Annotated in this window: 21 protein-coding genes, 1 tRNA gene and 1 pseudogene; 17 read left to right on the plus strand and 6 right to left on the minus strand. The window is 62.1% G+C overall.

Annotated features, from left to right (window positions below; all coding sequences use genetic code 11):
* The first annotated feature begins 97 nt into the window (after nucleotides 1–97).
* The 15 genes and pseudogenes from JG739_RS17310 to glpK all read left to right on the plus strand — a co-directional run bounded on the left by JG739_RS17310 (nucleotide 98) and on the right by glpK (nucleotide 16,638).
* Entirely contained in the window at nucleotides 98–334 is a 237-nt protein-coding gene (locus JG739_RS17310; protein WP_202362653.1) for an Lrp/AsnC ligand binding domain-containing protein, read from the plus strand.
* Between the two features lie 419 nt (nucleotides 335–753).
* On the plus strand, nucleotides 754–2,166 hold the full coding sequence (locus JG739_RS17315) for a circularly permuted type 2 ATP-grasp protein (RefSeq protein WP_202362654.1): 1,413 nt from the start codon (nucleotides 754–756) through the stop codon (nucleotides 2,164–2,166).
* Nucleotides 2,167–2,293: 127 nt separating this feature from the next.
* Entirely contained in the window at nucleotides 2,294–3,235 is a 942-nt protein-coding gene (locus tag JG739_RS17320; RefSeq protein ID WP_202362655.1) for an alpha-E domain-containing protein, read from the plus strand.
* A 174-nt stretch (nucleotides 3,236–3,409) separates the two neighbouring features.
* A complete protein-coding gene (locus JG739_RS17325) occupies nucleotides 3,410–4,204 on the plus strand; it encodes a transglutaminase family protein (RefSeq protein ID WP_202362656.1) in 795 nt (264 codons plus the stop codon).
* Between the two features lie 32 nt (nucleotides 4,205–4,236).
* Nucleotides 4,237–4,967: pseudogene (locus JG739_RS17330) on the plus strand (peptidase).
* Nucleotides 4,968–5,016: 49 nt separating this feature from the next.
* The gene (locus JG739_RS17335) at nucleotides 5,017–6,426 is read left to right on the plus strand and encodes a pyridoxal phosphate-dependent decarboxylase family protein (protein WP_202362657.1); all 1,410 of its coding nucleotides are present in this window, start codon (nucleotides 5,017–5,019) and stop codon (nucleotides 6,424–6,426) included.
* A 124-nt stretch (nucleotides 6,427–6,550) separates the two neighbouring features.
* Complete coding sequence (locus JG739_RS17340) at nucleotides 6,551–7,318, plus strand: DeoR/GlpR family DNA-binding transcription regulator (RefSeq protein WP_202362658.1); 768 nt, start codon at nucleotides 6,551–6,553, stop codon at nucleotides 7,316–7,318.
* A 127-nt stretch (nucleotides 7,319–7,445) separates the two neighbouring features.
* Nucleotides 7,446–8,972 carry a glycerol-3-phosphate dehydrogenase gene (gene glpD, locus JG739_RS17345; RefSeq protein WP_202362659.1) on the plus strand — a complete coding sequence of 509 codons (1,527 nt, stop codon included), beginning with the start codon at nucleotides 7,446–7,448 and terminating at the stop codon, nucleotides 8,970–8,972.
* Between the two features lie 28 nt (nucleotides 8,973–9,000).
* The gene (locus tag JG739_RS17350) at nucleotides 9,001–10,083 is read left to right on the plus strand and encodes an ABC transporter ATP-binding protein (RefSeq protein ID WP_202362660.1); all 1,083 of its coding nucleotides are present in this window, start codon (nucleotides 9,001–9,003) and stop codon (nucleotides 10,081–10,083) included.
* Nucleotides 10,084–10,095: 12 nt separating this feature from the next.
* Entirely contained in the window at nucleotides 10,096–11,166 is a 1,071-nt protein-coding gene (locus JG739_RS17355) for an ABC transporter ATP-binding protein (protein ID WP_202362661.1), read from the plus strand.
* Nucleotides 11,167–11,168: 2 nt separating this feature from the next.
* On the plus strand, nucleotides 11,169–12,035 hold the full coding sequence (locus JG739_RS17360) for a carbohydrate ABC transporter permease (RefSeq protein ID WP_202362662.1): 867 nt from the start codon (nucleotides 11,169–11,171) through the stop codon (nucleotides 12,033–12,035).
* Nucleotides 12,036–12,078: 43 nt separating this feature from the next.
* Nucleotides 12,079–12,957 (plus strand): carbohydrate ABC transporter permease, encoded by an 879-nt coding sequence (locus JG739_RS17365; protein ID WP_370463398.1) that lies wholly within the window; start codon nucleotides 12,079–12,081, stop codon nucleotides 12,955–12,957.
* Between the two features lie 2 nt (nucleotides 12,958–12,959).
* Nucleotides 12,960–13,241: a DUF2160 domain-containing protein gene (locus tag JG739_RS17370; RefSeq protein WP_023801186.1), complete on the plus strand. Its 282-nt coding sequence runs from the start codon at nucleotides 12,960–12,962 to the stop codon at nucleotides 13,239–13,241.
* Nucleotides 13,242–13,313: 72 nt separating this feature from the next.
* Nucleotides 13,314–15,035: an ABC transporter substrate-binding protein gene (locus tag JG739_RS17375; RefSeq protein ID WP_202362664.1), complete on the plus strand. Its 1,722-nt coding sequence runs from the start codon at nucleotides 13,314–13,316 to the stop codon at nucleotides 15,033–15,035.
* Between the two features lie 109 nt (nucleotides 15,036–15,144).
* Nucleotides 15,145–16,638, plus strand: a complete 1,494-nt coding sequence (gene glpK, locus JG739_RS17380) for a glycerol kinase GlpK (RefSeq protein ID WP_202362665.1) — start codon at nucleotides 15,145–15,147, stop codon at nucleotides 16,636–16,638.
* An 86-nt stretch (nucleotides 16,639–16,724) separates the two neighbouring features.
* Here the strand turns inward: glpK and JG739_RS17385 are convergent, their stop codons facing one another.
* Complete coding sequence (locus JG739_RS17385) at nucleotides 16,725–17,300, minus strand: BA14K family protein (RefSeq protein WP_202362666.1); 576 nt, start codon at nucleotides 17,298–17,300, stop codon at nucleotides 16,725–16,727.
* A 263-nt stretch (nucleotides 17,301–17,563) separates the two neighbouring features.
* On the opposite strand from JG739_RS17385, the gene JG739_RS17390 reads away from it, so the two are divergent.
* Nucleotides 17,564–17,639 (plus strand) — tRNA-Lys (locus tag JG739_RS17390).
* 296 nt (nucleotides 17,640–17,935) lie between these two features.
* On the opposite strand, the gene JG739_RS17395 is transcribed toward JG739_RS17390, so the two are convergent.
* The 5 genes from JG739_RS17395 to JG739_RS17415 form a co-directional block, all read right to left on the minus strand.
* Nucleotides 17,936–18,898: an acyltransferase family protein gene (locus JG739_RS17395; RefSeq protein WP_202362667.1), complete on the minus strand. Its 963-nt coding sequence runs from the start codon at nucleotides 18,896–18,898 to the stop codon at nucleotides 17,936–17,938.
* 352 nt (nucleotides 18,899–19,250) lie between these two features.
* Nucleotides 19,251–20,375, minus strand: a complete 1,125-nt coding sequence (gene dprA, locus JG739_RS17400; RefSeq protein ID WP_202362668.1) for a DNA-processing protein DprA — start codon at nucleotides 20,373–20,375, stop codon at nucleotides 19,251–19,253.
* Nucleotides 20,372–20,959: a glycerol-3-phosphate 1-O-acyltransferase PlsY gene (gene plsY, locus JG739_RS17405; protein ID WP_202362669.1), complete on the minus strand. Its 588-nt coding sequence runs from the start codon at nucleotides 20,957–20,959 to the stop codon at nucleotides 20,372–20,374. The genes dprA and plsY overlap by 4 nt, the downstream gene beginning before the upstream one ends.
* Before the next feature lie 18 nt (nucleotides 20,960–20,977).
* Nucleotides 20,978–22,264 (minus strand): dihydroorotase, encoded by a 1,287-nt coding sequence (locus JG739_RS17410; RefSeq protein WP_202362670.1) that lies wholly within the window; start codon nucleotides 22,262–22,264, stop codon nucleotides 20,978–20,980.
* Nucleotides 22,261–23,223, minus strand: coding sequence for an aspartate carbamoyltransferase catalytic subunit (locus JG739_RS17415; RefSeq protein WP_202362671.1), 963 nt, complete (start codon nucleotides 23,221–23,223; stop codon nucleotides 22,261–22,263). The genes JG739_RS17410 and JG739_RS17415 overlap by 4 nt, the downstream gene beginning before the upstream one ends.
* Nucleotides 23,224–23,383: 160 nt before the next feature.
* On the opposite strand from JG739_RS17415, the gene JG739_RS17420 reads away from it, so the two are divergent.
* Complete coding sequence (locus tag JG739_RS17420; RefSeq protein WP_202362672.1) at nucleotides 23,384–25,012, plus strand: DNA alkylation response protein; 1,629 nt, start codon at nucleotides 23,384–23,386, stop codon at nucleotides 25,010–25,012.
* Nucleotides 25,013–25,028: the final 16 nt, after the last annotated feature.

Raw genomic sequence — 25,028 nt, forward strand, 5'->3', positions numbered from 1 at the left:
GCCGCGTTCTGCCTGGGCTCCGTCCTGAAGCTTGAAAGCCGGGCGGCACTCTGCCACAAGGGCGGCCTATGCGTGCAAGCTTGAGCAGGATCCGGCAATGAAGGCATTTTTCGTGCAGATAAAGTGCGATCTGGGCAAGTCCTATGAGGTTGCCGGCGCATTGGCCGATGCCGAGATCGCCTCGGAAATCTACTCGACAGCCGGCGATTACGATCTGCTCGCCAAATTCTATGTCGACGACGAGGAGGACATCGGCCACTTCGTCAACGAGAAGGTGCAGATTCTTCCAGGCATCAAGGACACGTTTACAGTCGTCACCTTCCGCGCGTTCTGAGAGACCGTTTGGAAACTCTACTCTGGCGGCCATCTGATGGCGTTTTCTGCGCTTCCGGTGCTCACGGACCAGCGAATGACCCCGGAAACCCATTTCGGTTTCCGGAAAGGATCATGCGAAAATGCAGAGTGTTAGAGCGTCCCTTGCGCGTCCAATTGGACGCGCGGCGCTCTAATGTCCGCTGCGCGCCGGTTCTCGAAACCACCACCATATGACTCGCCAGAGCGAATTTCGAAACAGTCTCTGAGCGACGCCGGCCGCCTGCCCGGGCACAAGGCAAAGCCTGACCCAGGCCTATCGGCGCTGCCCTAATTTTAGGCAGGCCGCGACATACTGAGCGCCAACATCCTCCAAATCACCGATTGCGCTTGATTTTCTCCGGTGACGCCAGTGAAATGGCCTCACAGGGGAGTATGCCATTGGCAGCGTTCGACGAAATGCTTCCGGAAATCTCCGGATTGAGAAAACCGTATTCGGCTTACGATCGCTGGCTGAAGGAGCAGGATCCGGCCAGGCTTAGCGAAAAGATGCAGGACGCCGAACGCGTCTTTCGCAAGACCGGCATCACCTTTGCCGTCTATGGCGAGCAGGAAGCCTCCGAGCGCCTTATTCCCTTCGACATCGTTCCGCGCATCATTTCCGGCAATGAATGGCGACGGCTGACGCAAGGCATCGAGCAGCGCGTCCAGGCGCTGAACGCTTTTCTCGACGATATCTACCACCGCCAGGAGATTTTGCGCGCCGGGCGCGTCCCCAAGGAATTGATCGCCAAGAACGAGGCGTTCCTGCCGGAGATGATCGGAGTGCGGCCGCCGGCCGGCGTCTACACCCATATCATCGGCGTCGATATCGTTCGCATCAGCGAGAACGAATTCTACGTGCTGGAGGACAATGCGCGCACGCCGTCCGGCGTCTCCTACATGCTGGAGAACCGCGAGACGATGATGCAGCTCTTTCCCGAGCTGTTCCAGCAGATCAAGGTGCGGCCGGTGGAAAACTATCCCCAGCTCTTGCGCCAGTCGCTGGCGGCAGTGCGGCCGCATGGCACCAAGGGCGCGCCGACCATCGCCGTGCTGACGCCGGGCAGCTTCAACTCCGCCTATTTCGAACATGCCTTCCTTGCCGACCAGATGGGTGTGCAGCTTGTCGAGGGGCAGGATCTGCGCGTCGTCGATGGCCACGTCGCGATGCGCACAACCGAAGGCTACAAGCAGATCGACGTGCTTTATCGAAGGGTGGACGATTCTTTCCTCGATCCGCTGACCTTCCGTCCCGACTCGGCACTGGGTGTGCCGGGCATCATGGACGTCTACCGGGCCGGCAACATCACCATCGCCAATGCACCGGGAACCGGCATCGCCGACGACAAGGCGATCTATTCCTACATGCCCGAGATCGTCGAATTCTACACCGGCCGCAAAGCGATCCTCGGCAACATCCCGACCTGGCGCTGCTCGGAGCCGGACAGCCTGAAATACGTGCTCGAACATATCGACGAGTTGGTAGTGAAGGAGGTGCATGGCTCCGGCGGCTACGGCATGCTGGTCGGGCCGGCGGCGACCAAGAAGGAATGCGAGGAGTTTTCCAGGAAACTCGCGGCAAAACCGTCGAACTACATCGCCCAGCCGACGCTGGCACTGTCGACCTGTCCGATCCTGACCGACAAAGGGCTGGCGCCGCGCCATGTCGATCTCAGGCCCTACGTGCTGGTTTCCGATCGCATCCAGATCGTGCCGGGCGGGCTGACGCGTGTGGCGCTGAAGGAAGGCTCGCTGGTGGTCAATTCGTCCCAGGGCGGCGGGACGAAGGATACGTGGGTGCTGGATGATTAGAGAGTGAGTAGTCAGTAGTCAGTAGTCAGGGAAAGAACAATGCCATACTCCGTCGAAATCCAAACACTCACTACCCACTACCCACTACCCACTATTCACTACTCACTAGCCCGAAGGGCCCTTTTCCATGCTTCTCGGCCGCACCGCCAACGGGCTCTACTGGATGAACCGCTACATCGAGCGGGCGGAAAACATGGCGCGGCTGGTCGATGCCGGGCTGCGCATGGCGCTTACCCGAACCCAGAACGCTTCCGAAGAATGGAATTCGGTGCTGCTCAGTGCTGGTTCGGACGCTGCCTTCACGCAGAAATATTCCGACTATACCGCCGCCAATGTCGCCGATTTCCTGCTGCGCGACACATCCAATCCGTCGAGCACGATGGCTTCGATCGAAACGGCCCGTAACAATGCCCGCATGGTGCGCACCGCGCTGACGCGTGAAACCTGGGAAAGCATCAACGAGGCCTGGATGTCACTGAAGCGCATGCTGGCCAAGCCGATCGACGAACGTGATTTGCCCAGCGTACTCGACGCGATCAAGCGCGAAACTGCGCTGATCCGCGGCGCGTTCTACGGCACCATGCTGCGCAACGAGATTTTTGATTTCTCGCAGCTCGGCACTTATGTCGAACGCGCCGACAATACGGCCCGCATCCTGGACGTGAAATACTACGTGCTGTTGCCGTCGATCTCGTGGGTCGGCTCCACGCTCGACAATTACCAGTGGGAATCGATCCTGCGCTCGGTGTCGGCGCACCGTTCCTATCGCTGGGTCTACGAGGCCGACTACAAGCCGAGCAACATCGCCGACTATCTGATCCTCAACGTTCGCATGCCGCGCTCGCTGACCTTCTGCTACCGTTTCCTGACGGAGCATCTCAGATTCCTTGGCGATGATTATGGCGAGCGCCATGCCTGTCATGTGACGGCCGGCAAGACCCAGGCGATGCTGGCCGCCGGCTCGATCAAAGACATATTCGACGCCGGCCTGCATGAATTCCTGGCCAATTTCATCCGCGACAACATCAGGCTCGGCGACGAGATCGCGCAGGACTACAGGTTTTATTAGCATGATCCCGGAAAGTGGAAGGCGGTTTCCGGAAAAGATCATGCTCAGGGGGACGAGCATGATCCCGGAAAGTGGAAGCCGGTTGCCGGAAGAGATCATGCTCAGGGGGACGAGCATGATCCCGGAAAGTGGAAGCCGGTTGCCGGAAAAGATCATGCTCAGGGGACGAGAGCAATGCGGCTGAAGATCACCCACCGGACCGAATACCGCTATGATGCGCCGGTGCACTATCTGTTGCAGCGGTTGCGGCTGCTTCCAGTCAGCGGACCGACGCAGACCGTCTTGTCCTGGACGCTGAAGATCGAAGGGGCGCGCGAAGAAGTGCGTTTCACCGACCATTTCGGCAACGACACGCGGCTTTTGAGCGTCGAAGGCGAGCGCGATTTCATCACCGTCGAGGCATCGGGTGAGGTGGTTACACGCGACACATCAGGCGTTTGCGGGCCACATCAGGGTTTCGCGCCGCTCTGGCTGTTTGACCAGGAAACGCCGTTGACCACGATCGGCAGCGGCATTCGCGAACTCGCGGCCTCGGTCGGCGAGGGGGCCGATATCGAAAGATTGCACCGGCTGATGGCGGTGATCGGCGAGCGCGTCGCCTATACGCCGGGCACCACCAACGCGGCGACCCCGGCCGAGGACGCGCTGGCGCTCAAGACCGGCGTCTGCCAGGACCACAGCCACATCTTTGCCGCCGCCGCGCGAGCCATGGGGTTTCCGGCCCGCTACGTCAGCGGCTATTTGATGATGGATGCCGCGGTCGAGCAGGCGGCGAGCCATGCCTGGGCCGAAGCGCATGTTGCGGGCCTTGGCTGGGTCGCGTTCGACGTCGCCAACGGCATTTCGCCCGACGAACGCTATGTGAAGGTAGCAACCGGCCGTGATTACCGCGACGCCACGCCCGTATCAGGAATTCGACTGGGACAAGCGGAAGAACTGCTTGCGGTGACCGTCACCGTGGAGCAGTAATCCCTGGCAAGATTTGCTGCCAAAGGGATTCGATGACCTATTGCGTCGGCCTGAAGATCGATCGCGGGCTCGTGTTCATGTCGGACACACGCACCAATGCCGGCATGGATTCGATCTCGACCTTCAAGAAGATGCATGTCTGGGAGGAGCCGGGCGAGCGCGTCATCGTGCTGATGTCGGCCGGCAATCTGGCGACGACGCAAGCTGTCGTCAGCCTGCTCGACGAACGCACCAAGGCGGTGGCCGATCGCCACGCCACGCTGCTTGAAACGCCGTCGATGTACCAGACGGTGCGGCTGGTCGGCGACACCGTTAAGGAAGTCATCGCCAGTTCGACGCCGGCTGGCGAAAAGGCCGATTCCTATTTCAATGCCTCCTTCATCCTCGGCGGCCAGATCAAGGGCAGCGCGCCGCGGCTGTTCATGATCTATCCGGAAGGCAATTTCATCGAATCGACCGAAGACACGCCGTTCTTCCAGATCGGCGAGACCAAATACGGCAAGCCGATCATCATCCGCGCCTATGAGAAGGCGATGAGTTTCGCCGAGACGGTGAAACTGCTGCTGGTGTCGTTCGACTCGACGCTGAAATCGAACCTGTCGGTCGGCCTGCCGCTCGACCTGCTGTTCTACGAAAAGGACGCCTTAAAGTCAGCCTGAAGAAGCGGATAGCCCACGACGACCAATATTATCGGACGATCTCGGACGGCTGGTCGAATGCACTGAAGGCTGCTTTTGCGAGCCTGCCCGATTTTCCCGAGTGAAAGCCTCGGTTTTTCGTGCTCTTTGATCGCTAATGCGACGGAGAGCAAGATGAATAGCAACGAATTCCGGGAATGGTCGCTGCGCGCGGCCGAATGGGGTGCCGACTACAGGAGCACACTTCGCGAAAGACCGGTGCGGCCGCTCGTCGAGCCGGGCGAAATTTTTAGAAGCATCGACGTCTCGCCGCCGGAACATGGCGAAACGATGCAGGCAATCTTCACCGATTTCGAGCGAAAAATCCTGCCCGGCATGACGCATTGGCAGCATCCGCGCTTCTTCGCCTATTTCCCGGCCAATGCCGCACCGGTCTCAGTGGTGGCCGAATATCTGGTCTCGGCGATGGCCGCGCAATGCATGCTCTGGCAAACCTCGCCGGCAGCGACCGAACTCGAGACGCGCGTCGTCGACTGGATGCGTCAGGCGCTTGGCCTGCCGGAAGGGTTTTCCGGCGTCATGCAGGATTCGGCATCGTCGGCGACGCTCGCCGCCGTGCTGACCATGCGCGAGCGCGCGCTCGACTGGCAGGGCAACAGGATGGGCCTGCAAGGCCAGCCGATATTGCGCGTCTATTGTTCCGATCAGGTCCACACCTCGATCGATCGGGCAATCTGGGTGTCGGGCGTCGGCGAGGACAATCTCGTGCGCATTCCGGTTGCCGGCCGCTTCCGCGCCATGGATGTCGCAGCTCTCGAAGCGGCTATCGTCGCCGACCGGCAAGCCGGCATGCTGCCGGCCGGCATCATCGCCTGCGTCGGCGGCACCAGCACCGGCGGCACCGATGATATCGCCGGCGTCGCCGCGGTGGCGAAACGGCAGGGGCTCTATCTGCATGTCGATGCCGCCTGGGCCGGATCGGCGATGATATGCCCGGAATATCGGCATTTCTGGGCGGGTGTGGAGCAGGCGGATTCCATCGTCTTCAACCCGCATAAATGGCTGGGCGCGCAGTTCGACTGCTCGATGCAGTTCATCCGCCGGCCGGAAGACCTGGTGCGGACGCTGGCCATCAAACCGGATTACCTGGAGACGCATGGGCGCGACGGCATCATCAACTATTCCGAATGGTCGGTGCCGCTCGGGCGGCGCTTTCGCGCACTGAAACTCTGGTTCCTGCTGCGCGCCCACGGGCTGGAAAATCTGCGGACGATGATCCGCAACCATGTCGCCTGGAGCGCAGGGCTGGCCGAGCGGCTGGCGGGGGAACCGGATTTCGAGATCGTCACGGAGCCGATGCTGTCGCTGTTCTCGTTCCGGCATCTGGTGGCCGGCACCGATTCGGACCAACACAATCTGCGGTTGGTCAATGCGATCAACGACGATGGCCGCATCTACCTGACGCAGACACGGGTGGACGGCCAAGTCGCGATCCGCTTTCAGGTCGGTCAGTTCGAGACGACGGCGGCGGATGTCGACATCGCTTTCGAGGTCATCACCGAAATCGCCCGCGGGCTGACCTGAAACTGGTCGGCAGGTTGCGTCGAGGTTTGTCTTTCGACGCATGTCGTTTCGTTATCCGGCTTGTGCCTGTTCATCACTTTCGTTTTGCGCTATAGACAAGAAAAACGAAAACGGGAGGTCATCAATGTATCTGTCGCCGCGTCATTCCGAAATCATTCAGATGGCCAAGGACAATGGCCGCGTGCTGGTCGACGACCTGGCAACGCATTTCAACGTGACGCCGCAGACCATCCGCAAGGATCTCAATGATCTGTGCGACCAGCGGCTGCTTTCCCGTATCCATGGCGGGGCGCTGTTCCCTTCGGGCATCGAGAACATGGAATATGAAGCGAGGCGCAAGATCGCCGCCGACGAGAAGGAGGCGATCGGCCGCGCCGCAGCCAGGCTGATCCCCGACAACGCCTCGCTGTTCATCAATATCGGCACCACGACGGAGGCGGTCAGCAAGGCGCTTCTCGATCATGCCGGCCTGATGGTCATCACCAATAATATCAATGTTGCCAATAGGATGCGCATATATCCTTCCATCGAAGTCGTTATTGCCGGCGGCGTCGTGCGTGGTTCCGACGGCGGTGTGGTCGGCGAGGCGGCGGTCGATTTCATCAGGCAGTTCAAGGTCGACTACGCGGTGATCGGCGCCTCGGCGATCGACCTTGACGGTGCGTTGCTCGATTTCGATTTTCGCGAGGTGAAGGTGGCGCAGGCGATCATCGCCAATGCCCGGCATGTCATCCTGGTTTCCGACCAGACCAAGTTCGAGCGGACGGCGCCGGTTCGCATCGGCCACCTGTCGCAGGTCAACACTTTCATCACCGACCGCTGCGACATCCCGTCGGTGCGCAAGATATGCCAGGAAGCAGAGGTTCAACTGATCGAAACTGCGCTCTCCTAGAGATGCCGTTGCGGCAACCGCTGCTGTTTATATTTCGTTTGACATTCGTTCTAATTTCGAAATAATCCCATCACGGTTTCGTAAAAACCTAAAAATGCTGCAATGCGAAATCCGGGAGGGACTTTTTGTGAGCGCATCCCCGATCCATGACATCTTCGTCATCGGTGGCGGTATCAACGGCTGCGGCATTGCCCGCGACGCGGTTGGGCGCGGCTTCTCGGTCTTCCTTGCCGAAATGAACGATCTGGCCAGCGGCACGTCTTCCGGCTCGACCAAACTGATCCATGGCGGCTTGCGCTATCTTGAGTTTTACGAGTTTCGCCTGGTGCGCGAGGCGCTGATGGAGCGCGAGATCCTCTGGAAGAACGCGCCGCACATCATCTGGCCGATGCGCTTCGTGCTGCCCTATGCCAGGGGCCTGCGTCCGGCCTGGCTGATCAGGCTCGGTCTTTTCCTTTACGACCACATTGGCGGGCGCAAATTGCTGCCGGCGACCAAGACGCTGGACATGGCAAGGGACCCAGCCGGCAAGCCGCTGAAGCCTTTGTTTGGCAAGGCCTTCGAATATTCCGACGGCTGGGTCAACGATGCGCGGCTGGTGGCTCTGAACGCTCGCGACGCAGCCGATCGCGGCGCGACGATCCGAACCCGCACGAAAGTCGTCAGCGCACGCCGTGAAGGCGAGTTTTGGACGGTCAGGCTGGAAAACACGCGAACCGGCGACACCGAGGAGATCAAGGCGCGGCTTTTGGTCAACGCCGCCGGCCCATGGGTCGACCACGTGCTGTCGGCTACGGTCGGCTTGAACGACGTGCATAATGTCCGGCTGGTACAGGGCAGCCACATCGTCATCAGCAAGAAATTCGACGATCCGCGCGCCTATTTCTTTCAGAACAAGGATGGCCGCATCATCTTCGCCATCCCCTACGAGGATGAGTTCACGCTGATCGGCACCACCGACCAGGACTTTTCCGGCGACCCGCGCGACGTGAAGATCAGCGACGCCGAGATCGATTACCTCTGTGCTGCGGCGAGCGAATATTTCACGCAGCCGGTCAAGCGTTCCGACATCGTCTGGACCTATTCCGCCGTGCGTCCGCTTTATGACGACGGCGCCTCGAAGGCGCAGGAAGCGACCCGCGACTATGTGCTGAAGACCGACGGCGGCGAAGGCATGGCGCCGATCATCAACACCTTCGGCGGCAAGATCACCACCTATCGCCGGCTGGCGGAATCGATGCTCGAGAAAATCGAAGGTTTTCTCGGCAAGCGCGGCAAGCCGTGGACGGCAAACGCGCCGCTGCCGGGCGGCGATTTCCCGGTCAGCGGCTTCGACGCCGAAGTGGCGAAACTGAAGACGGCCTATCCGTTCCTCGATACGCGTCTGGCGCGCCGCCTGACCCGGCTTTACGGAACTCGCGCAAGGATGCTGCTGGGCCTCGCCAGATCGAATGCCGACCTTGGCCGCAACTTTGGCGCCGATCTCTACGAGGCAGAGGTGCGCTACCTCGTTCAAAATGAATGGGCGATGACCGCCGAAGATGTATTGTGGCGCAGGACCAAGCGCGGCCTGCAACTGAGCCGCGAACAGGCGGCAGCGCTCGACGAATTCATGCGCGGGATAAGCCGGCGCCATGTCGCGGCTGCCGAATAGTCATGCAGAAAGCCTGGGAGGAGGCATCATGCTGGAACTGAGAAACGTGTCGAAGACGGTCGGCGCGACGGAGCATATACGCGACGTCTCGCTGACGCTTCAGCACGGCTCGCTCAACGTCCTTCTCGGACCGACGCTTTCCGGCAAGACCAGCCTGATGCGGCTGATGGCCGGCCTTGACGTGCCGACATCCGGCTCGGTCTGGTTCGATGGCAAGGATGTCACCGGCATCCCGGTGCAGAAGCGAAACGTCGCCATGGTCTACCAGCAGTTCATCAACTATCCGGCGATGACGGTTTACGAGAACATCGCTTCGCCGCTGAGGGTGGCCGGTGCCGAGCGGGCAAAGATCGACAAGGAGGTGCGCAATGCCGCAGCCCTTCTCAAACTGACGCCCTTTCTCGACCGCACACCGCTCAGCCTCTCCGGCGGCCAGCAGCAGCGCACCGCGCTGGCGCGCGCAATCGTCAAGAACGCCAGCCTCGTGCTGCTCGACGAGCCGCTCGCCAACCTCGACTACAAGCTGCGCGAGGAGTTGCGTGCGGAATTGCCGAAAATCTTCGCGGCAACCGGCACCATCTTCGTCTACGCCACGACCGAACCGCACGAAGCCTTGCTGCTCGGCGGCAACACGGCGACGCTCTCCGAAGGCCGCATCACCCAGTTCGGCCCGACGATCGACGTCTTCCGCAGGCCGAACGACCTCGTCACAGCCAGGACGTTCGCCGATCCGCCGCTCAACACGATCGTGCTGAAGAAGAGCGGTTCGAGCTTCCTTCTTGAAGGTGGGGTGAGCCTCCCGGTGCCGGCCGAACTCGCCGGTATTGCCGATACGAGTTACACGATCGGCTTCCAGCCCCACCATCTTTCCCTTGCCCGGCCGAGCCCGTCGGCGGTGCCGGTGAGAGCCAAGGTGTCGGTCACCGAGATCACCGGTTCTGAAAGTTTTGTGCATCTCGATTTCGCCGATGTCCGCTGGGTGATGCTGGAGCACGGCATCCTGGTGTTCGAGCCGGACCAGACCATCGAGGTATTCATCGATCCGCGGCACATCATGGTGTTCGACGCGAACGGCCGCTCGGCCGCGCCGACACAGATGCTGGCGGCTTGAGGAGGAGGGCACATGGCGCGCATCGACTGCAATCACATCCGCCACGCCTACGGACCGCATCCGAAGTCGGACAAGGACTATGCGCTGAAGGAGGTGCATCACACCTTCGAGGACGGCGGCGCCTATGCGCTGCTCGGGCCGTCGGGCTGCGGCAAGACCACGCTGCTCAACATCATTTCCGGCCTGTTGTATCCGTCGCACGGCGGGCTTCTGTTCGACGGCAAGGACGTGACCAATCTGTCGACGCAGGAGCGCAACATAGCTCAGGTGTTCCAGTTCCCGGTCATCTACGACACCATGACCGTCTACGACAATCTGGCCTTCCCGCTGCGCAACCGCGGCGTTGCGGAACCCGACGTCGACCGCAAGGTGCGCGAAACCCTTGACATGACCGGTCTGGCCGACATGGCTAAGCGAAAGGCGAGGGGACTGACCGCTGACCAGAAGCAGAAGATCTCGCTCGGACGCGGGCTGGTGCGCTCCGACGTCAACGCGATCCTGTTCGACGAGCCGCTGACCGTCATCGACCCGCATATGAAGTGGGTGCTGCGCTCGCAGTTGAAGCAGTTGCACAGGCGCTTCGGTTTCACCATGGTCTATGTCACGCACGACCAGACCGAGGCGCTCACCTTCGCCGAAAACGTCGTCGTCATGTATGAGGGCGAGATCGTGCAGATCGGCTCTCCAGCCGAACTGTTCGAGCGCCCCAAGCATACATTCGTCGGCTATTTCATCGGCTCGCCGGGCATGAACGTCATGCCGGTCGCGGTCGAAGGCAGGAGCGCGCGGCTCGGCAGCCAGACCATCGAATTGCCGGGCGCGCCCAAGGCCGGGATCACCGGTGCGATCGAACTCGGTATCCGCCCTGAATATATCAGGCTTGGCGCCAGCGGCATGCCGGTTTCAATCCGCAAGGTCGAGGATATCGGCCGCCACAAGGTGGTGCGCGCCAGTTTCGAAGGCCGCGCCATTGCGGCGATCATCGGCGAGGACGAGGACATTCCCGCCGATCCGAAGATCGCTTTCGACCCGGCCGGCATCAACATCTATGCCGATTCCTGGCGCGTCGAGATGGGAGGCTGAGCATGGAAAGGACCTGGAACAACAAGGCCTGGTTCATGGTGCTGCCGGTGCTGTTGCTGGTGGCTTTCTCGGCGATCATCCCGCTGATGACGGTCGTGAACTATTCTGTGCAGGACACTTTCGGCAACAACGTCTTCTTTTGGGCGGGCTCGGAATGGTTCGAGGAAATCCTGCATTCCGACCGGTTCTGGGAAGCGATGGGCCGCAACCTGATCTTCTCGGCCATCATTCTGGTCATAGAGATTCCGCTCGGCATCTTCATTGCGCTCAACATGCCGAAGAAGGGCTGGGGCGTTCCGGTCTGCCTGGTGCTGATGGCGCTGCCGCTGCTCATCCCGTGGAACGTCGTCGGCACGATCTGGCAGGTGTTCGGCCGCGTCGACATCGGCCTGCTCGGATATTCGCTGCGGGCGCTCGGCTTCAACTACAACTATGTCAACGACCCGTTCGATGCTTGGATCACAGTCATCGTCATGGATGTCTGGCATTGGACGAGCCTCGTCGTCCTGCTCTGCTACGCAGGGTTGGTCTCGATCCCCGATGCCTATTACCAGGCGGCCAAGATCGACGGGGCGTCGCGCTGGGCGATCTTCCGCTACATCCAGCTGCCGAAGATGAACCGTGTGCTGCTGATCGCGGTTCTGCTGCGCTTCATGGACAGTTTCATGATCTACACCGAGCCGTTCGTCGTCACCGGCGGCGGGCCTGGCAACACCACCACTTTCCTGTCGATCGATCTGGTCAAGCTGGCCATCGGCGAGTTCAACCTGGGTGAGGCGGCGGCCATGTCGATCGTCTACTTCCTGATCATCATGCTCCTGTCCTGGGTGTTCTACACCGTCATGACAGCCTACGATGCGGAGCGGTGAAATGGCGCGCCTCGAAGAAACCACGGCCAACGAACGAACGCTGATGCGGCAGACCCCCGCTACAGCGGAAGCGCAGACGGCGAACGCCACGCTGGCCCGCAAGATGCGGCGGCGGGGCGAGGAGTCACGGTTCTGGTGGCTGGTGCCGACAATCTACATCATCTTCCTGATGCTGCCGATCTACTGGCTGGTCAATATGAGCTTCAAGACCAACCAGGAGATCCTCGGCGCCTTCTCGCTGTGGCCGAGAAACCCGACGCTTGCCAATTACGCGGTCATTTTCAATGATCCGTCCTGGTACAGGGGTTACATCAACTCGATCATCTATGTGGTTATGAACACGGTGATTTCCGTCGCCGTGGCGCTTCCGGCAGCCTATGCCTTCTCGCGCTACCGTTTTCTCGGCGACAAGCATCTGTTCTTCTGGCTGCTGACCAACCGCATGGCGCCGCCGGCGGTGTTCGCGCTGCCGTTCTTCCAGCTCTATTCGGCTTTCGGCCTGATCGACACCCACATCGCCGTGGCGCTGGCCCACTGCCTGTTCAACGTGCCGCTGGCGGTCTGGATCTTGGAAGGCTTCATGTCGGGCGTGCCGAAGGAAATCGACGAGACCGCCTATATCGACGGCTATTCCTTCCCGCGCTTCTTCCTGAAGATATTCATGCCGCTGATCGCGAGCGGCGTTGGCGTCGCGGCTTTCTTCTGCTTCATGTTCTCGTGGGTGGAACTGCTGATCGCGCGGACGCTGACCACGACCGCGGCAAAACCGATCGCCGCGATCATGACGCGCACGGTCTCGGCCTCGGGCCTCGACTGGGGCGTGCTGGCCGCAGCCGGCGTGCTCACCATCATACCGGGCGCGCTCGTCATCTGGTTCGTGCGAAATTATATCGCCAAGGGCTTTGCCCTGGGGAGGGTGTGATCATGAGCTTCTCCTGGATGGCCTGGACTTGGCCGACCGCCGCCTTCTTCGGCACCATCTTCCTGCTGCTCTGCGGCATGGCGGTCTGGGAATACGCCTCGCCGGGCGGCAATCCGCGCATCGGCGTCTTGCGCTTCGAGACGACGCGCGGCGACCGTCTCTTCCTATCGCTGCTTGGCAGCGCCTTTATCCATCTCGCTTGGCTGGGTCTTGTCGGACCCAACCTGTGGTGGGCTCTCGCTCTCTCCGTGGTCTACGCCATCGGCGTGTTCCGCTACGTATAGAGGGGGAAACTGTTGGAGCATGCCCGGGGGCTGCTCCAGATAGCACTTGGAACTGAACAGTGGAGGAAACACATGCGAAGGCAATTTCTGACGTCAACGACCGCTCTGGTCCTGCTCCTTGGAGCGGGCCAGGCCTATGCCGGAATGGACGAAGCCAAGGCGTTTCTCGATGCCGAGATCAAGGACCTGTCGACGCTCGACCGCGCCGGCCAGGAAGCCGAGATGCAATGGTTCATCGATGCCGCGAAACCTTTCGCCGGCATGGACATCAAGGTGGTCTCGGAAACCATCACCACCCACGAATACGAGTCCAAGACGCTGGCCAAGGCGTTCACCGACATCACCGGCATCAAGATCACCCACGATCTGATCGGTGAAGGCGACGTCGTCGAGAAGCTGCAGACGCAGATGCAGTCGGGCGAAAACATCTACGACGCCTACATCAACGACTCCGACCTGATCGGCACGCACTGGCGCTACCAGCAGGCGCGCAGCCTGACCGACTGGATGGCCAATGAAGGCAAGGACGTCACCAACCCGAATATCGACATCGACGATTTCATCGGCAAGTCGTTCACCACGGCGCCGGACGGCAAGCTCTACCAGCTTCCCGACCAGCAGTTCGCCAACCTCTACTGGTTCCGCTACGACTGGTTCAACGACGAGAAGAACAAGGCCGATTTCAAGGCGAAGTACGGCTACGACCTCGGCGTTCCTGTCAACTGGTCGGCCTATGAGGACATCGCCGCCTTCTTCACCGGCCGCGAGATCGACGGCAAGAAGGTCTATGGCCACATGGACTACGGCAAGAAGGACCCGTCGCTCGGCTGGCGCTTCACCGACGCCTGGCTGTCGATGGCCGGCAACGGCGACAAGGGTATTCCGAACGGGCGACCGGTCGATGAATGGGGCATCAAGGTCAACGAGAAGTCGCAGCCGGTCGGCTCCTGCGTAACGCGCGGCGGCGACACCAACGGCCCGGCTGGCGTCTATTCGATCGAAAAATACCTGGAGTGGCTGAAGGCCTATGCGCCGCCGGAAGCCCAGGGCATGACCTTCTCCGAATCCGGCCCGGTCCCGGCGCAGGGAGCGATCGCTCAGCAGATCTTCTGGTACACCGCCTTCACCGCCGACATGGTCAAGCCCGGTCCGGTGCTCAACGACGACGGCACGCCGAAATGGCGCATGGCGCCTTCGCCACATGGCGTCTACTGGAAAGACGGCATGAAACTCGGCTATCAGGACGCCGGTTCGTGGACGCTGATGAAGTCGACCCCGGACGACCGCGCCAAGGCCGCCTGGCTCTATGCGCAGTTCGTTACCTCGAAGACCGTGGACGTGAAGAAGAGCCATGTCGGCCTGACCTTCATCCGCGAATCGACGCTCCAGCATCCGAGCTTTACCGAGCGCGCGCCGAAGCTCGGCGGCCTGATCGAGTTCTACCGCTCGCCGGCTCGCGTCCAGTGGACTCCGACCGGCACCAACGTTCCTGACTATCCGAAGCTGGCGCAGCTCTGGTGGCAGGCGATCGGCGACGCCTCGTCGGGCGCCAAGACCGCCCAGGAGGCGATGGACTCGCTCTGCGGCGAGCAGGAAAAGGTGCTAGAGCGCCTTGAGCGTGCCGGCATCCAAGGCGATATCGGACCGAAACTGGCCGAGGAAAAGACCCTGGAGGAGTGGAACGCCGATGCCGTCGCCAAGGGCAATCTCGCGCCGCAGCTGAAGATCGAGCCGGAGAAGGACAAGCCGCAGACCGTCAACTACGACGAGCTGGTCAAGAGCTGGAGCAACTGAGCATCGGTCCGGGCGTCCGCGCCCGCATAGCAACGATCGGGGGAGGCGGCAAATTGCCGTCTCCCCTGTTTGCGCCAGGGAGTGAAGCCGTGGCGCCGAGGGAGTGAGAATGAGTGGCCTTATCCTAGCAATCGACCAGGGGACGACGTCGAGCCGGGCGATCCTGTTCGACTGTGACATGCAGGTCATTGGCAGCGGACAGAAAGAGTTTACCCAGCATTATCCGGCCTCCGGCTGGGTAGAGCATGATCCGGAGGAAATCTGGTCGAGTGTCGTGGCGACGGCGAAGGCTGCGCTGAACAGCGCCGGCCGCGACGCGTCGGACATCGCGGCAATCGGCATCACCAACCAGCGCGAGACCGTCGTCATCTGGGACAGGGCGACCGGCAAGCCGATCCATAACGCGATTGTCTGGCAGGACCGCCGCACCGCGCCGCTGTGCCAGAAATTGAAGAAGCAGGGTCTGGAGAAGAAGTTCACCAAGAAGACCGGCCTGCTGCTCGATCCCTATTTCTCCGGCACCAAGATCGCCTGGATGCTGGACAAGGTGAAGGGCGCCAGAAAACGTGCCGAGAACGGCGAATTGCTGGCCGGCACCGTCGACAGCTTTCTGATCTGGCGGCTGACCGGCGGCAAGGTTCACGCTACCGATGCCACCAACGCCTCGCGCACGCTGGTCTACAACATCGAAAAGAATGCCTGGGAGGACGAGCTCCTGGCCATCCTCGGCATACCGGCAAGAATGCTGCCGCAGGTGAAGGATTGCGCCGACGACTATGGAATCACAGAGAAAAGCCTGTTCGGCGCAGAGATAAGGATTCTCGGTGTGGCTGGCGACCAGCACGCAGCGACCATCGGCCAGGCCTGTTTCGAGCCGGGCATGATGAAATCGACCTATGGCACCGGCTGCTTCGCGCTGCTCAACACCGGCAGCGATCTGGTGCGCTCGAAGAACCGTCTGCTGACGACCATTGCCTACAGGCTGAACGGCAAGACCACCTATGCGCTGGAAGGGTCGATCTTCATCGCAGGTGCTGCCGTGCAATGGCTGCGCGACGGCATCAAGGTGATCGGCAAGGCCGAGCAGAGCGGCGTGCTGGCGGCGAGCGCCGACCCGGCTCAACAAGTCTACCTGGTGCCGGCTTTCGTCGGGCTTGGCGCGCCGCATTGGGACGCCGAGGCGCGCGGCGCCATCTTCGGGCTGACCCGCAATTCAGGCCCGGCGGAATTTGCCCGTGCCGCACTCGAATCCGTTGCGTTCCAGACGCGCGACCTGCTCGATGCGATGCGCAGGGACTGGAAGGGCACGTCAGCGAAGACCGTTCTCAGGGTCGATGGCGGCATGGTGGCGTCGGACTGGACGATGCAGCGGCTTGCCGACATCCTCGATGCGCCGGTCGACCGTCCGACCATCCTGGAGACGACGGCGCTCGGCGCGGCATGGCTGGCCGGCTCGAAGGCCGGCGTCTGGCCGAAGACAAGGGAATTCGCCAGGAGCTGGGCGCTGGAGCGACGGTTTCGACCGGACATGGATGCGTTGGTCCGTTCCGCAAAGCTGGCGGGTTGGCGCCATGCTGTGCGCCGGACACTGAGCACGCTGTAGATTGGCGCACCGAATAGAAAAAGCCTGCGCGTTGCCAGCGCAGGCTCTTCTCTTCAACGGCTCTTGTTCAGCTCTGCCCCGGCTTATCAATAGGGCGAGATGCACTGCCGGCGGGGACCGTAGTAAGGCTGATACGTGTTGTCCCATGCTCGGTAAGATCTGTAGCGGCTGTAGCACCACTCCACATGCGCATCGCCGCGATAGATGCGGCGGGGCTGACTGTTGATGATCGCGCCGGTGATCAGTGCGCCGGTGGCGAAGGCCGCCAGCGGGAACCAGTAGTCGTTGTAGCGACGATAGCCAGGACGATAGTAGCGATAGCCGCGATAGCCGCGCCAATACCTGAAATCGTCATCACGGGCGAAACGACGAAAATCGCGGCGGGAAAAATCGCGACGGGCAAAATCGCGACGGAAATCACGGCGGAATTCGCCACGGCGGAAGTCGCGACGGAAATCACGGCGGAAGTCGCCGCGACGGAAATCACGACGGAAATCGCCGTCGAAACGTCTCCACCGCCTGTGCTCGACAGTCTGGACATCCGACGAGACGCTCTGGCCTAGTGGCACGTAGATAGGCTGGGCGTTGACAGGCGCGATCCCTGCTACAATGAATGACGCTGACAGCGCGGTCGCCAACAAGCCCGACATGATCCTGTTCATAGTCTTCTCCTTGAAAGCGTCGTCCCTTGTGCCGACAAAAACGGGCAGGTTGCGCAATTGTTCCGCGAAAAAAAGCAAGCTGCTGATTTGTAATAGGTCTCGGCTTTTGTGCGAGACAGCCACTGCGATCTTGTCGTGACGGTTTGAGAGGCGTCAGGAGACTGCGAAAAGTCCGGCTTGCGAGGCCTCTTTTTCCGGTTGACCGTTCGAGACACTCTCCCTATGTTCCGCGCAATTTCGAGGGCGGCATCCTGAGCCCGCGGGAGCGCGTAGCTCAGCCGGTAGAGCAACTGACTTTTAATCAGTAGGTCCAGGGTTCGAATCCCTGCGCGCTCACCAAAAACATCAAGAAAACCAATGAAATAGCGAATGGAACCAAAACGGCTTTTGGCTCCGAATCGAATTTGGTTCCAAATTTGGTTCCAAGTCGGAAAGAGGGAAGGACGACGCCGAAGGCCACTGCCCTGATTGCGGCCATCGTGGTTTCGTCATCGGCCCGCAGGGGGCGGCGCGGCGATCAACATCGAGTGCGGCAATCTCGCGGAACGCCGGCTTTTGTGAACACCGCCGTTGATTTGAGCGTGGCAGAGGGGCCGCGCCGCGCATGTCTTCAAGAACATGCCGCTCCTGGCAGCCTAACCAGGCGCCGCTTGCGCCATTCGCGAGTCTCGACGCTGTAGGAAGTCACTGATTGGTCGCTCAACCACGAGATGGAAAGTAATCCCGGCTCCAGTTGCCGCAGCGATCGCGCAAATGAGCGCGATCGACGGAGAAAGTTCTGGATACAGCTTTGAGAGCAGCTTGTTGGTTCCGATGAGCGTTGGATAGTGAACCAGGTACAAGGAGTAGGACGCCGCGCCCAACAGCAGCAATGGCTTTGGCCATGAAGTGGGCGATTTCAGGTCCATGCTGCAAAGACCGACAATGATCACCATGCTGGAGACGGCGTAGCACAAGTGGCGAGCCACCTCGCCGAGATGCTGTTCGGCAACGGCACAAGCAGCAAAGAGGCACACTCCACCTGCCGCGATAGCGACGCCATAGCGAAGGTTTAAGCCCCTCGATTGGAGCGCGGCCGCCATACCCATGGCGAAATGAGCAGGATAGGGCGCGAAAATGAAGGAGTTCGCGTCGGGAAAGGCCATGGCGCCCAACAGCCAGCCAGCCATTAAGACGATTCCGGCTATCGGCGCGAATATCAAGATGCCGAACAGGGTATAGAAAAGCATCTCGTAGCAAAGTGTCCACGCGACGCCGAGAATCTGCCCGTCTGGATTGGGGAATAACAAGATCGCGCGGAACAGAGACGACGCCTCCAATTCGCTGCCAGTTCCCGCTTCCGGCATCACGGCAAAAATCGAAATCACACAGGCCAGGGCGACCCAATAGGTCGGATAGATTCTGCGCAAACGCCTCATCGTATAGTTTGCTAGCCTGGACTTGTACCCGATGTCGCGGCTGTGCACCCACCAAATGATGAAACCTGACAGGACGAAGAAGAAGTCGACCCCTGCCTTGCCAAAGAGCAGCGCGCCATTCGTGATGGGCGCGCCGAAATATTTGGTGACGGCGAGTTCCGAATGCAGCAGAACAACCAAGACCGCTGCGGCTCCGCGCCCCACCTGAATGCTGTCAAGTCGCATTTCCTTGAGCCCCCAGATGCCCTTTTGGGGGCACGATAAGCGCTGGCAACGCCGAACAGTCAAACCCGCAATTTCCGCACCCTGCAATTAACGATTGTGCCCGACGTCTATTCTGCCGGCAACCACAGGAGGTTTTCGGCATGGCAAAAGGCAAGGCACAGGATCTGTCTCGTTCGAAGGCGGCGACCGGGATTTGCAAGCAAAGATTGATCTGCCGCGACAAACGCGACCGGCAATAGCCGGATGGTGCCAACATCGGAACAGGTTCTCATAAGGTTCGTGTGCTGAGACATCCGGAAAATCTCGATCACACCAGCGAGACATTGCCGCCGGCGTGGCGCTCCAGCCGGCCGGCGAGGTCGAGTTCCAGCAGCACCATGAAAACTTGGGCGGGATGCAGGCCGGTGTGACGGATGATTTCGTCGACCGCCACCGGCGTCGGGCCGAGCGCTTCGATGACGCGGGCGCGGTCGTCTTCGCCGGGTGGCGGCGTTGCCGAAAAGTCGGGCGGCTCTTCGAGCAGCGGCGTCCTTGGCGCCAGTGCGCCGACCAGCGGCGCGATCGCACCGGTAATGTCCGATGCTTCGGTGACCAGGGTGGCGCCGTCTTTGAGCAAGGCGTTGGCGCCGGCGGCGCGCGGATCGAGCGGCGAGCCGGGGACGGCGAAGACCAGCCGGCCCATCTCGCCGGCAAGCCTGGCGCTGATCAGCGAGCCGGAACGTAGCGCCGCCTCGACCACGACCAGCCCCAATGCCGCACCGGCGACAAGGCGGTTGCGGCGCGGAAAATCCTGGGCGCGCGGCTGCCAGCCGAACGGCATCTCTGAAATGATGGCGCCGCCGCGCTCGGCAATCTCGTTGCATAGGCCGGCATTCTCGGGCGGGTAGGGCAGGTCGAGGCCGCCGGCCAGCACACCGATCGTGCCTGACGCAAGGCTGCCCTGATGGGCTGCCGTGTCGATGCCGCGCGCCAGGCCGGAGACGATGCCGAAGCCGTCGCGGCCGAGTTCGGCGGCGAGCGTCCGCGCCATCTTGATGCCGGCCAGCGAGGCGTTGCGGGCGCCGACTATGGCGACCGCCGGCAGCCGGAACACCGCGCCTTCGCCCTTGACCGCGAGCAGCGGCGGCGGATGGTCCATGCTTTTCATCAGCGGCGGATAGTCGGCCTCGCCAATGCCGACGAAGCGGGCGCCGGCGCGCCGGGCAGTCTCCAGTTCCGCCTCGGCCTCGGCCATCGTCGGAATGCCGACGACTTTTCTGGCGCCGCCCGAAACCATCAGCTCGGGCAGCATCTCGAGCGCCGTCTCGGCCGAGCCAAATCGGTTGATCAGGTCGCGAAAGGTAGCCGGGCCGACATTCGGCGTACGGATCAAACGAAGCCAGCTCAACCGCTGCCGGTCGCTGAGCCGCGTCCCGGCGGCGCGCTGGCTCACTCCTTGGCCCCGATCTTGTTCTCGGTGCCGGCCAGCAGCCGGGTAATGTTGGCCCGGTGTTTTACGAAGACGATGAGACTCATCAGCGCGAACAGCCCGGCAATCTCAGGCGTGCTGAGGACATAGAGCGCGATCGGAACGACGATTGCTGCCGTCAGCGCCGCCAGCGAGGAATAGCGGAACAGGAAAGCCATGGCCAGCCAGACGAGGGCGAAGATCAGCGCCACCTGCCAGGCAAGCGCGATCAGCACGCCGAGATAGGTGGCGACCCCCTTGCCGCCCTTGAAACCGAGCCAGACCGGGAAGAGATGTCCGAGAAAGGCGCCGAGGCCGGCCCAGAGCCCGAGCTCCGGGGCAAAATAACCGGCGATCAGCACCGCCGCCGTGCCTTTCAGCGCGTCGAGCAGCAGCGTGGCGGCGGCCAGGCCCTTGTTGCCGGTGCGCAGCACATTGGTGGCGCCGATATTGCCGGAGCCGATGTTGCGGACGTCGCCAAGGCCGGCAGCACGGGTGATCAGAAGGCCGAACGGGATCGAGCCGAGCAGATAGCCGAACACCAGCGCCAAGACGATGCCGTAAGCCATTGTTCCCCCAGCTAGCCTCTAGGCCGAAAACACTGTGCGGCCCGCAACCATCGTTTGCAAGACCTTGCCCTGCAGCCGCGCGCCTTCGAAACAGGTGTTTTTCGAGCGCGAACGGATGCCGCTTTCGCTGACGATCCATGGCTCGTCGAGATCGACCAGCGCTAGATCGGCGACCGCACCCGGCTTCAGCGTGCCGCCGGACAGGCCGAACAGTCTTGCCGGGGCAGTGGACAAGGTCTCAACCAACCTGAGCAGCGTCATATCGCCATTGTGATAGAGCCGCAGCGCCGCGCCGAGCAGCGTTTCCAGTCCGATGGCACCGGCCGCGGCGTCGGCGAAAGGCAGGCGCTTGGTGTCGACGTCCTGCGGGTCGTGCGACGATACGATGATGTCGATCGTGCCGTCCTTGACCGCTTCGATCATCGCCAGCCGGTCTTCCTCGGCGCGCAGCGGCGGCGTCAGCCGGAAGAAGGTGCGGTATTCGCCGACATCGTTCTCATTGAGCGACAGATTGTGGATCGAGACGCCTGCTGTGACGTTGGCGCCGTCGGCCTTGGCCCTCGTTACCGCGTTTGCCGCCATGGCAGTCGAAATCTTGGCCGCGTGATAGGCGCCGCCGGTCAGCCGCGCCAGCGCAAGATCGCGCTCCAGAGGAATGGACTCGGCCTCGCGCGGAATGCCGGCAAGGCCGAGCCAGCTGGCATAGAGGCCTTCGTTCATGACGCCTGATGAAGCGAGGTCGGCGTCTTGGGTTTCATGCGCGATCACGCCGCCGAAATCGCGCGCATAGGTCAGCGCACGGCGCATCACCAGTGCGCTCGATATGGTGTGCCGCCCGTCAGTGAAGGCGATCGCGCCGGCCTCGCGCAGCAGGCCGAATTCGGTCATCTCGCGGCCTTCGAGGCCTTTGGTGATCGCCGCCGCCGGAAAGATATTGACGACGGCCGTGTCCTTGGCGGTGCGCAGCACGAATTCGACCAGCGCGACATTGTCGATCACCGGGTCGGTGTCGGGCATCATGACGATGGAAGTGACGCCGCCGGCGGCCGCCGCCACGCTGGCCGAGGCGATGGTCTCGCGGTGCTCGCCGCCCGGTTCGCCGATGAAGACGCGCGCATCGATCAGGCCGGGAATGATTGTTTTGCCGGCGCAGTCGATGACGGTAGCATCCTGCGCGGCGCCCTGGTTCAAGGCCGCCTTGCCGGCGGCGACGATCTTGCGGCCCTCGACAATGACCGTGCCGACCTCGTCGATGCCGCGCGACGGATCGACAATGCGGGCCCGGCTGAACACCGTTGTGCTCATCGGGCAGCTTCGCGGTTGCGACGGGGATCGAGCAGCGCTTCCATCACCGCCATGCGCACGGCGACACCCATCTCCACCTGTTCCTGGATGACGCTCTGCGGACCGTCGGCGATTTCCGAGGCGATCTCGACGCCGCGGTTCATCGGGCCGGGATGCATGACCAGAGCGCCGTCCTTGGCCGCCTTCAGTTTTTCGGCGTCGAGGCCGAAATAGTGGAAATACTCACGCACCGAAGGTACGAAGGCGCCTTCCATCCGCTCGCGCTGCAGCCGCAGCATCATCACCACATCCGCGTCCTTGATCCCTTCGGCCATCGAACGGGTGACGATCACGCCCATTTTCTCGATGCCGGCGGGCAAAAGCGTCGATGGCGCCACGACGCGCACCTGCGCGCCGAGCGCATTGAGCAGCATGATGTTGGAACGCGCCACGCGCGAATGCAGGATGTCGCCGCAGATCGCCACGATCAGCTTCGACAGCGGGCCCCTGGCGCGGCGGATGGTCAGCGCGTCGAGCAGCGCCTGCGTCGGGTGCTCATGGGCGCCGTCGCCGGCATTGATCACCGAGCAGCCGACCTTTTGCGCCAGCAGCGCGGCGGCACCCGCCGACTGGTGGCGGATGATCAGGATGTCGGGGTGCATGGCGTTCAGCGTCATCGCCGTGTCGATCAACGTCTCGCCCTTCTTCACCGAAGAACTGGCCACCGACATGTTCATGACGTCGGCGCCGAGCCGTTTTCCGGCCAGTTCGAACGACGATTGCGTCCGGGTCGAAGCTTCGTAGAAGAGGTTGATCTGGGTGCGGCCACGCAGCGTCGAGGCCTTCTTCTCCGACTGCCGCGAGATCGCCACCGACCGGTCCGCCCTGTCCAGCAAAAGCTCGATATCGGCAGGGGAAAGATCGCGGATGCCCAGAAGATGGCGGTGGGGATAGAGTGGCAGGGACGAAGCGTCGGTCATCTCAAGGCGCTGCTATAGGGTGGAGGACCTTTGGCTGCAAGCACCAGCTTTGCATTGCGGCCTTTCTCCCCGGTATTTTCGTCGCGTTCGTTGCGCGGCTTGGGCTATATCTAGCTGATGGCTTCGGATTCGTGGCCTTGTGTGACGATAAGGACAGTGTGTGACCGACGACGTGACGAACCAGCCGCCGCCGCTGGCAGGCGGCAACGCCTGGCGGGGCGATCCGTTGCTGATCCAGCTTGCCGAGCGTTTTTCCGATCCGGTGCGCAAGGATATCGATGGGCTTGGCCGTTTCGTGCTGACGCAGGAGGCGCAGGAACTGGCTCGCCTCGCCAATGTCGAGACGCCGAAGCTCAGGACCCATGACCGCCAGGGCCGGCGCATCGATCTGGTCGAGTTCCATCCAGCCTATCATGCGCTGATGCGCCGGTCGGTGGCGAATGGGCTGCATTCGTCGGTCTGGGAAAATGGCGATGCCGAGATCGGCCGCCGCCATCAGGTGCGCGCCGCCCGTTTCTACCTGACGGCGCAGCTCGAAACCGGGCATCTCTGTCCCATCACCATGACCAGCGCCTCGCTGGCAGCGCTGATGGCAAGCCCCAAACTGTTTCGCGAATGGGCGCCACGGGTGACGACACGCAAATACGACCAGAGCCAGAAGCCGCCGGTCGAAAAGGGCGGGCTGACGCTCGGCATGGGCATGACTGAGAAGCAGGGCGGCACCGACGTCCGCGCCAACGTCACCAGGGCCGAGCGCGCCGGAAGCAGCTTCTATCGGCTGACCGGCCACAAATGGTTCATGTCGGCGCCGATGTCGGATGCGTTCCTGGTGCTTGGACAGGCGCCGGAAGGGCTTTCGTGCTTTCTCGTTCCCCGCATTCTCGGCGATGGCTCGGGCAACGGCTTCCGCTTCCAGCGGCTGAAGGACAAGCTTGGCAACCGCTCCAACGCCTCGTCCGAAGTCGAGTTCGTCAATGCCATCGGCGAGATGGTCGGCGAGCCCGGGGCAGGCGTCAAGACGATCATGGATATGGTGACGCTGACCCGGCTCGACTGCGCGATCGCCTCGTCGGCGATCATGCGAGCCGGGCTGGCCGAAGCCGTCCACCACAGCCGTCACCGCCAGGTGTTTGGAACAAATCTGATCGAGCAGCCGCTGATGCAGCGCGTGCTGGCCGACATGGCGCTCGACGTCGCCGCCGCCACCGCGCTGTCATTCCGACTGGCGCGCTCCTTCGACGAGGCGGCGGGCGACCGCGGCGAGGCGGCCTTCGCCCGCGCCATGACGCCGGTGGTCAAATACTGGGTCTGCAAGATCGCGCCGCCGCTGCTCTATGAGGCGATGGAGTGCCTCGGCGGCAATGGCTATGTCGAGGAGGCGCCGCTCGCCCGCTACTATCGCGAGGCTCCGGTCAACGCGATCTGGGAGGGATCCGGCAACGTCATGGCGCTGGACGTGCTGCGCGTGCTGGGCCGCGCACCCGGCCTGTTCGAGGAGGTGCTGGCCGGCATCGATCGCGATCTCGGCGCCGGCGGACGCGGCACCGTCGGTGTGCTCAAGGCAGCAATGCAGGTCGCGGCAACCGATGAGGGCTCGGCGCGTCTGCTCACCGAGCAACTGGCGCTGTCGGCGGCGGCGGCGGAGCTTCGCAGGCTGGGGGCAGGGCGGATCGCCGACGCCTTCGTCGAGACGCGCCTCGCCGGCCAGTGGCGCAACACCTATGGTATGCTCGACTCACGCCATGACGCGCGTATGATCATCGATACTCTCTACCCACCGGTCACCTGAGGTGCGCAGCGAGATG

Origin of the sequence: Mesorhizobium sp. L-2-11, from assembly GCF_016756595.1 — a bacterium.
GTDB lineage: Bacteria > Pseudomonadota > Alphaproteobacteria > Rhizobiales > Rhizobiaceae > Mesorhizobium.